At 35.4% G+C, this 8,688-nt stretch carries 9 protein-coding genes and 2 pseudogenes; 1 reads left to right on the forward strand and 10 read right to left on the reverse strand.

Translation table 11 applies throughout. The features are described 5' to 3' along the window. Positions 1–1,897 (forward strand): annotated as a pseudogene (locus tag ACKI2P_RS08425) (hypothetical protein); the annotation flags it as partial. 164 nt (positions 1,898–2,061) lie between these two features. Here the strand turns inward: ACKI2P_RS08425 and ACKI2P_RS08430 are convergent. From ACKI2P_RS08430 to ACKI2P_RS08475, 10 genes and pseudogenes are all read right to left on the reverse strand, one after another. Further along, complete coding sequence (locus ACKI2P_RS08430) at positions 2,062–2,526, reverse strand: type II toxin-antitoxin system CcdA family antitoxin (protein ID WP_407376794.1); 465 nt, start codon at positions 2,524–2,526, stop codon at positions 2,062–2,064. A gap of 110 nt (positions 2,527–2,636) precedes the next feature. Further along, positions 2,637–4,613 carry an AAA family ATPase gene (locus ACKI2P_RS08435; protein ID WP_407376796.1) on the reverse strand — a complete coding sequence of 659 codons (1,977 nt, stop codon included), beginning with the start codon at positions 4,611–4,613 and terminating at the stop codon, positions 2,637–2,639. A gap of 15 nt (positions 4,614–4,628) precedes the next feature. After that, positions 4,629–5,132, reverse strand: a complete 504-nt coding sequence (locus ACKI2P_RS08440) for a hypothetical protein (RefSeq protein WP_407376798.1) — start codon at positions 5,130–5,132, stop codon at positions 4,629–4,631. Positions 5,133–5,154: 22 nt separating this feature from the next. Continuing rightward, a complete protein-coding gene (locus ACKI2P_RS08445; protein ID WP_407376800.1) occupies positions 5,155–5,721 on the reverse strand; it encodes a hypothetical protein in 567 nt (188 codons plus the stop codon). Positions 5,722–5,733: 12 nt separating this feature from the next. Beyond that, the gene (locus ACKI2P_RS08450; RefSeq protein ID WP_407376802.1) at positions 5,734–5,871 is read right to left on the reverse strand and encodes a hypothetical protein; all 138 of its coding nucleotides are present in this window, start codon (positions 5,869–5,871) and stop codon (positions 5,734–5,736) included. Continuing rightward, entirely contained in the window at positions 5,868–6,089 is a 222-nt protein-coding gene (locus tag ACKI2P_RS08455) for a hypothetical protein (RefSeq protein WP_407376803.1), read from the reverse strand. The genes ACKI2P_RS08450 and ACKI2P_RS08455 overlap by 4 nt, the downstream gene beginning before the upstream one ends. Further along, the gene (locus ACKI2P_RS08460; protein ID WP_407376805.1) at positions 6,070–6,393 is read right to left on the reverse strand and encodes a hypothetical protein; all 324 of its coding nucleotides are present in this window, start codon (positions 6,391–6,393) and stop codon (positions 6,070–6,072) included. Before ACKI2P_RS08460 ends, ACKI2P_RS08455 begins: the two co-directional genes overlap by 20 nt. Positions 6,394–6,528: 135 nt before the next feature. Beyond that, a complete protein-coding gene (locus ACKI2P_RS08465) occupies positions 6,529–6,690 on the reverse strand; it encodes a hypothetical protein (RefSeq protein ID WP_407376807.1) in 162 nt (53 codons plus the stop codon). A gap of 875 nt (positions 6,691–7,565) precedes the next feature. Further along, a complete protein-coding gene (locus tag ACKI2P_RS08470; RefSeq protein WP_407376809.1) occupies positions 7,566–8,060 on the reverse strand; it encodes a hypothetical protein in 495 nt (164 codons plus the stop codon). A gap of 313 nt (positions 8,061–8,373) precedes the next feature. Beyond that, positions 8,374–8,688: pseudogene (locus ACKI2P_RS08475) on the reverse strand (site-specific integrase); the annotation flags it as partial.

The raw sequence follows: 8,688 nt of genomic DNA on the forward strand, positions 1-8,688 counted from the left end.
GAGAGGTGGTGGTGCTGTCATATGGTCTGGTAAATACGGTAGTCTTTTTAAATCTAATTTCATAGGCTGTGTTGCTATTCGTGGAGGTGCTGTTTTCTGGGATGGAGATAAGGGTATCATATCTGATTCTTATTTCTTAAATTGTTCCGCTAATCATGGTGGTTCTGTCTATTGGGGCACTGTTACAAGTAATATTAATTCAAATTGTACTTTCATAAACAGCTCTGCTCACTATAATGGTGGTGCTGTATATTGGTCATACAGCATCGGTTCTGTTCATGACTGTAATTTTACCAACTGTTCTGCTAAAAATTACGGTGGTGCATTATATGATGAGCATAAGTCTTCTGGTGGTGATGGCATATCTGTTTACAGATCCATTTTTGTAAATAACTATGCTAATAGTAGTGGTGGTGCATACGTAGCAGCTGCAGGTGATGTAGTTAACTGCAGTTTTATCAACAGTGTTTCTGGTGGGTTTGGTGGTGCTATTGAAAACCCCGGTAATGTGATAAATTCCACTTTCATCAACAGTTCTGCAATTAATGGAGGTGGTGCTATATACTCACCTAAAGATATAATCAATTGTAGTTTCACCAACTGCTATGATAATGAACAAGGTGGCGCTATATGTTCACCAAATTATGTGATTAACTGTAGTTTTACTAACTGTTCTGCAAATAACTACGGAGGAGCAATCTACAAATCTAAAGATGTGATTAACTGTAGTTTCAGTAATTGTTCTGTTAATAAGAACGGTGGAGCAATTAATCAACCTAATGATGTAATCAATTGTAGTTTCATCAACTGTTTTGCAAGTGAGTATGGTGGTGCATTACGTTCATTATATAATGTGATTAACTGTAGTTTCATAAACTGTTCTGTTAATAAGAACGGTGGAGCTATTAGTAATCTTGTTGACAATGCAATTAATTGTAGTTTCACCAATTGTTCAGCCGAGAACGGTGGGGGCATCACTGGAGGTTCTGCAAGGGACTGCACTTTCTACGGAAACATTGCAACCACTGAAGGCAACAACTGGTATTCAACATCAGTTCCTAAGCTTTATTTAACCGTTCCTAATTTCAACTCAACATACGGATTTGGCGATGCAGTGTTTTTCAACGCAACAAATGCCGATGGAATTGCAGTAGATGACGTAATCATTACCGTCAGAGTTTATAAAAACGATACTCTCATCGGAACCTATGATGTTTTGACCAACAAGAACTGGACTGTAGGACTTGATGCCGGAAACTACTCAGCTCAGATGGCTGTTGAACATCATGCATACACATTAAATAACCCTGTCACAATAACACTGACAATAGCTAAAATGCCTACTACCATTACTGCAAGTCCTGTTTCAACAGTTTACAACGGCGGAAAATACATTGTCGTAACCCTAAAAGATGCAAACGGAAATCCTATCGAAGGTGCTAAAATATCAGCCAACATCAACGGCGCAAAATCCGCAACTACAGATGCAAACGGTCAGGCCAAATTCACCACAAACGGTTATGCTCCAAAAACTTACACTGCAAAAATAGCATTCACCGGAGATGACAACTACATCAACTCTTCTGCAACCGCAAAGATCACAGTCAAAAAGGCAACACCGAAACTGACTGCCAAGGCAAAAACATTCAAACGCAGTGTCAAAACCAAAAAATACACTGTAACCTTAAAGACCAACCAGAACAAGGTCATGAAAAACACAAAAGTTACAATTAAAGTCAACAAGAAAACATACACTGCTAAAACCAACAGCAAAGGAGTTGCAACATTCAAAATCACCAAACTGACCAAAAAGGGCAAATACACTGCAACTGTAAAATATGCGGGAAGCAAATACTATAACGCAAAGTCTGTAAAAGTTAAAATAACTGTCAAGTAGATGTATTTTTTACATCTGCTCTTTTTTCTTTTTTTATTTAAGCAACAATATCACTGTTTATTCTACTTGCCCAAGTAACATTTACTGAACCCCATGAAAAAATAGCTATCAAAAAACAAAAGAGTTAATGTGGATGATAGCATCACACATAACCCAATTCAATTTCAGAATTCATCTTCTCTGTATTTCTCATATTTTTCTAAGACATCCTGCCAGGAATTGGTATCTACCTTAATGTCTGTCATGTAGACCCAGTCAAGAATATCTTCTAATTCTTCTTCATTTTTTCCTAATTGTTCAACGGCTTTTTCAAGTAGTGTTTCATCAGGAATTAATCTTGGTCTATAATCATTCCATAAGAATCTCCACGCTTTATTCTTCTCTTCGTTTTCAACCCGTTTCATACTTTCTTCTGCATCGTAGTTTTGATTTATTAAAAACAATTCCACATTCAATTTACCAATCTTGTCTGCGATTTCATTGATGTTTCCTACAGGGATTCTTCCTTCTGCATAACCTAAGTAATGTCTTAAACATTCCTCAATGAATGCAGATAGATTAGGCATATGTTTTTTTGCTTTTTTTAATAGCTCACTATCAATTGAAATGTTTACTCTTTCTTTTGTCATACTTTTAACCTCAATTCATAATACTCAATTCTCAAAAAGGTGTCAGGGGTTTTTAGAAATCATACACACTTGTGTATCATACACACATACACACGATTTCAAAAACTTCCCTATAGAGAGTTTTTTACATTCGAATATGCAATGTCAAATATGCCCTCACGATTAATGCTCTTCTCATGACATAATACTCCACATTCCATTTCCAAGTGCCTTATTGATTCGGCAGATAATGGGACGCCTTCAATATCAATGTTTGTTCTAATCATATTCTCCATTTCAGATATAACATTTAATTCATTTTCTGAATGGATTCCATGTAGCTCACCGGCTGTTGCTAATGTCAATCCCAAACCGCTTAATGCCTCTTTGTAAATGTCAATAGCTTCAATAGCATCAGTTATTGTTGCTTCCTGTCGATATTCACATTTCGCTCTAGCTATTGTCAATCTCTCCAATGCCTTTAGATCTCGTGGAGTGATTGGTTTTCCGTCACTGGTTTGCAATGCTGTTTTTCTTGTATCGACATAGAACTCCCTAAGCAATGTTTTTGCCTCACTGCTTAAGACTGGAAAGCAGTTGGCCTTAATCCATGTGATGTATTTTTTAAAGAGTTCAATATCCATGATTTCAGATTCATCGATAATATAGTCCTTGTTAAGGAGTGCATCTGCTAGCTTTGAATCCTTTTCCTCATCAACATCATCTTTTAAGACAAATATCAAATCGAATCTGGATAAATTAGATTCTGGAATATCCAATTGCTCCCGATGTGATTTGTATGGATCGAACTTGCTGTACTTTGGATTTGCACCTGCAAGTATTGATGTTCTGGCTGACATTACCTGTACAAGTCCAGCTTTTGCTGATGAAACGCTTGACTGTTCCATAGGTTCGTTCAAACTCTTCTGTGCTGATGGGGATAGCTTATCGTATTCGTCAATGCACAATACTCCGGTGTCTGCAAGTACGGTGGCTCCTGCTTCCATTGTCCATGTTCCGGTCAAATCATCTTTAACGGTTGATACTGTCAGTCCTGCCTGTGATGTATTGGTTCCGGATATGGTAATGTTTTTAGGTGCACGCTTTTTCATTGCCTGTATCAATTGGGACTTTCCTATTCCAGGATCCCCAATTAAGAGCACATGTATTGTCCATCTGTCCATCATGCTGGATTTGAAGCTATCGGTTATCGGCCTGTTACCTTCAAATAACTGTAGTATCAGACCTTTCTTTACATCATCATAGCCGTAGACTTCAGGAGCTAAGCTATTGCACAGCAATTCAAAAATATCATCCTGTTTAGACAGACTGATTATTTCATTGTCGTCATCTTGTGATATTCTTGAATCTTCAAAGACATCATCTACTAAGGTAATGTTGTGAACGTGGATGATGAATTCGTATCCGTCACTTCTTCCTTTGACTCGTCTGGGTTCAATCTTGAAAGTACCACATACATTAACTACATCTCCAACCTTAAGGTTGTGAAATGGTGATGCAAGATAATCCAATACAATAGCTTTGAATTCTCTAGTGCTTCCACCACTTCTTAACTCCAGTGGTTCCTCAAGCTTCAATATTCTATAGTTCCTGTAGATGCTTGTGTCCTTGTCAAGAAACATGGATTTACTGGTTCCTGCACAATCAGGGTTCCTGCAATATCTAGGTATTGTTTCACCCTGATTGGGGTCAGCGATATTTACAATATTCTGTGCTCCGCATTCCCTGCAGATATAGCTGGCTTGCTTCAGGTCAACTCTAACATCTGTCATGTTTTTTATCATTGCTTTTGTGCTTATCCATTTGTTATTGTTTGTGGCATCCAAGTCATGGAGGTTGTCCCTTTCAGGTACGTTCATGAATTTTAGGGCAACATTGCCAGTATTGAAAATTTCTTCCATCTGATCAATGTACTCATAGATTTGATGTTTCCAGAAATCCTTTCCGGACTGATCTATCAGAAACTGATTTAGGTTTTCATAATCAATACTGACTTTACACTGTTTGTTTTGAGATTTGAGCATGCCAATTTCTTCCTTATGGTTGTCCTTGATGTATTTTTTCAACAGTGCTTTACCACTTGCCATTTTGGGCTTACCCCTTTATTTTATCTGAACATCACGTACGATGAAGCTGTAATATGTGTAGCTTCCTGTTTTCTCTTTGACTTGGATTGTCATTTCATCAAGGCCATTTACGAAGTCACGGTATTCCTTAAGGTTGACATTTCTTATGACATTGGATTTACCAACACTTCCAGCATTTTCCAATTCGAGAATGGAAGTGATGAAGTCAAAGAGTACGCTTCCTTTTCTGATGTTTTTGTGGATGTCACCATCGTTTTTGAGGTTGACGTTGATTTCAATGTAGAGTTGGTCATCATCCTGAAAGATGTACAGTTTGAATCTGTTTACGGTTTTTTCTTCACCGTCATCGTCAAAGGTGTATGAGGTTACAGATGACATTTCAGGTCTGCCTCTTAAGAGTTTGCCGTCTTCAAAGTCTTTTAGTTCTGCTTTTTCATATCCTTCAGGGATTTCTACTATTTCTTCGTAATCTAATTTTGTACTTGTAAATATTGTTTGTTTTGTGTTTTCAAAGCTCATGTTAATTCTCTCCTAAAAATATTTAAGAGGAGTTATCCTCTTTTAGAAATTTTGACTGTGTTGGCGGGATTATTTTCTCAGCTGACATTTCTTCAGCACTAACTTCTCCTGCACCTATCAGTTCAGCTATTGCACGGTTAGTTGCACGTGTCTTTGCAGTTGACATTATAGTGTGGTCTGAGACTTTGTCTTTTCCTTTTTCAGACCTTGAGCATAATGCATCTGATTCAACACTACGGCCATTTGGCAATGTTGCTCTAACGCAGTAGTAAGCTTCACGTACTCTCCCCATTTTTGTTCGCTCAATATCACGATCAATTATTTCAGTATCGACATTGAATGCACGTGATAGTTTTTGCCATGCTGATTTTTTCTTAAAGTGTCTTTTCACTTTAACGTAGTTTCCGTTTTCGTCTTTCTCTTTTACTATGATTTCTTGGTAATCTGTTTCGTTTAATAATCCTTTACATAGTTTTTGATAGGCGTCCCACTGTTCGATAGCTACATCAACATTAGGGACATTGTCCTGTGTTATTAATCCAGTATCTTTAGTGACTTCCGGACTTTCTATAATTTCGGCTTTAACCATTATTTCACCTCTTTATAATACTCCAATGCTTGTAGTTACTATTCCAATCCAGCCAATAGCTATGGCAAATATAATACTTCCAATGAAAATCATTTTTGGATTGGGATCCATTGGTTCCTCTTTTGGATATAGTCTTTTTGGCTTGCTCATTTGTATGACATCCTTATGATTCGAATTTCACTGATGAATTCCAAGTTGATTATTATGACTATTCCGTTTTCTTTACGGATTACTATCCAGTTGTAATTTAACAAATGAAACTCGTCTGATTTTTCAAGTATGAAACGAGTGCCTTCATTTGCATATAGAAAACCAACACAATAACCATCAGTAAGTTTTTGCTGCATTTCACGGATTGCACTTTCCATATCTATTACCTCTTTTGTTTTTTCTGAATCCGACAATATATGATTCGCCTTTTATGAATTTGACAAATGCAGTATCTCCTTCGGTTGCATATTGAATCAAACTCAATAGCTTGGAGTGTATTATTGCCTGGAATGCTTTTTTCCCACCATCCACTAATACGATACCGTCATCGTCAATGTAGATGATTTCGTGTTCAACATCTCCTTTGGCTACTTTAATCTCACCATTGTGAGTTAGGATGCCATGGTAGTTATCTTCGAATTGATTATATGCAATTCCGCAATGTGGTAAATAGCTATCCATTCTATTCACCTTTTTGTTTAATTATTTTGAATATGTCTATTATTTCATCCCATGCTTCCTCTGGGACTAAAACATATTGTTTTCCATCTATCTCTTTTCTCAACATTTGATTGGCTCCTTTAATGTTAATGTTATTCAACAGTCAAGTTTCAATATCCTGATTTGGTATAAATCGAAGAATTCCTCCTCATCAGTGATGTTTTCACATTCAGTAATTTCACTGATGGCCTCTTCCAGTGCCTGAAAGTTACCTGGAACAATTACTTCCTGAGTTATACGATTTCTTATTCCATTCATGATTTGACTCCAATGATCTGAAAATTTCATCAATCAAATGGTCAGAAAGATTAAAAATAGAAATAGTAGAGATAAATGTTGATTTTCCTTTAGTTACCCAAAATGTAAAATAAGATAAACATTGCTTTTTAAATTGTACAAATGTTTATATATTCTATAAACTATAGTTTTATTTGGGTTAAGTTTTGGAAAATATTAATTTCAACATGCTTTGGTTGGCTCTGTTAATATTTCTATTTTTCTTACTGACCCCATTAGGATTATGTAAAAAATATTAACTCGTCATTCAATTAAATATTTTTTTTATAATCCTTATTTCACGCTGATCTTTTTTTCGTTACTTTTTTTCGATATTCACCTCATGATTTACTGCATCACAAAAAAATTGTTTCCATCATGAAAAATTGCTTTCACTCTGGAAAATTGTACTGATTTTGTGATGGGCAATACTACATTGCAATTTGAACTATTTAAAGCTTACTATAGATTTTGAATGAACAATGTTTAATTTTTTTTCAAAAAAATATGTTTTTAACCCTAGTATTTTTGGAGATTTGATTAAACATATAAACAACAACTATGTGCAACAAAACTAGAATGTATAAAATCAAAAATCAGGTTTCATCCCAAAATTTTCAGCCACATTTGAAAAAATAGAGGACATGAAAATATCGGCCAAATAAATGTTAATGTCAATGAAAATTAATGAATAGAAGTTTTATTTTAATATAATGAACCATAATTAGTATCAGTAAAAACGAGATATGAAAATAAGTTTAATTATAAATCGGAGCATATATAGGATAGCCTTGAAATGGGTTTTAAATAGTTATGCCCCGACGTTACTTTTAGAAATCCGGAGAACTAAATTCCGATTATCCATCCCCAAAAAGTTCATGGCCTTTCTCAGTAAATTTATATAGCTTCTCCTCTTTTGCATCAGGATTGACACATTCAACGATACCAATCTTTTTAAAACGATCAAAAGGATTATAAACATATTTCTGATTCGTTCCTTCATCATACACACGCTCAGGATATAACACTCTCATAACATCATTCATATCCCAGTTCTCACGTCCGATTTCAGAATTCCACCTATAGATTACCTTGCATCTCTCTTCTGAAATAAATCCCTTTTCCAAAACTTCCTTAACATCATCAAATGAATCTACAAGAATAAAATGGGAACGGCATGAAAAGAATCCGTATTTCTGAACCCTTTCCTTTTGAGGAATGGACTGCAGGAATCTCAAGGCCTCCTTTTGTGTGCTCTCCCAAGTCAACTCGGAAGTGTCATTCTCATCTGTAAAGTCAACTATATTCTCATATATCCATTCTATTAAGTTTATATTATTTTTCCGTATCATATTACCATTTTCCATTTTTGTGAATTACCAATTTGTGATTTTAATAAATTTAATGTTTATGAAAAATGAGTAGAGAGTCACATTTCCAGGATCTCAACCATCACCAAATTTACAATTTTACACTTTTTATGTCAAAAAAAGCATCTGAAATATGTGACTCCTATGTAATAGGTAATGTTAATATAAAATATACTGCTTTCGCGAGAGAGCATTTGGTAAGTAATGTTTCAAAAAAAGTTGTAGTCAATAAGCTATTTGCTGCCGTTTAAATTAAAATAAAAAGAGTAGTGGAATGTAAATTCCACTTTTGAATTTAATGAGATTCTATTTTCCCATTCATAAACTTTTCCATGAGGAAATCCACTTTTCCATTGAGTGTTTCCACCGTGTTTTTATAATGCTCTTTTTCTTTCTCCATTTTAATATATTCTGGAGATTTAATGGATAACTTTTCAACATCCTTATTTATGGTAACTGCATGGAGATGTTGGATATACTCATACTTCAAATCTTCAGGGTTGACCATGAAGTAAGGTTGATCTGTTTTGTTTTTAGCTTTGCCCTGCAAGTCATTTACATTGTCCAGACTCATGCCGTCATTGTATAGTGCAGATGCATGGAACTTACG

The organism is Methanobrevibacter sp. (genome assembly GCF_045541095.1).
Classification (GTDB): domain Archaea; phylum Methanobacteriota; class Methanobacteria; order Methanobacteriales; family Methanobacteriaceae; genus Methanocatella.

Coding starts and splice junctions, on each gene's coding strand:
- ACKI2P_RS08430 (WP_407376794.1), bottom strand. CDS start 2,526: ATGACAAAAGAAAGAGTAAACATTTCAATTGATAGTGAGCTATTAAAA.
- ACKI2P_RS08435 (WP_407376796.1), bottom strand. CDS start 4,613: ATGGCAAGTGGTAAAGCACTGTTGAAAAAATACATCAAGGACAACCAT.
- ACKI2P_RS08440 (WP_407376798.1), bottom strand. CDS start 5,132: ATGAGCTTTGAAAACACAAAACAAACAATATTTACAAGTACAAAATTA.
- ACKI2P_RS08445 (WP_407376800.1), bottom strand. CDS start 5,721: ATGGTTAAAGCCGAAATTATAGAAAGTCCGGAAGTCACTAAAGATACT.
- ACKI2P_RS08450 (WP_407376802.1), bottom strand. CDS start 5,871: ATGAGCAAGCCAAAAAGACTATATCCAAAAGAGGAACCAATGGATCCC.
- ACKI2P_RS08455 (WP_407376803.1), bottom strand. CDS start 6,089: ATGGAAAGTGCAATCCGTGAAATGCAGCAAAAACTTACTGATGGTTAT.
- ACKI2P_RS08460 (WP_407376805.1), bottom strand. CDS start 6,393: ATGGATAGCTATTTACCACATTGCGGAATTGCATATAATCAATTCGAA.
- ACKI2P_RS08465 (WP_407376807.1), bottom strand. CDS start 6,690: ATGAATGGAATAAGAAATCGTATAACTCAGGAAGTAATTGTTCCAGGT.
- ACKI2P_RS08470 (WP_407376809.1), bottom strand. CDS start 8,060: ATGATACGGAAAAATAATATAAACTTAATAGAATGGATATATGAGAAT.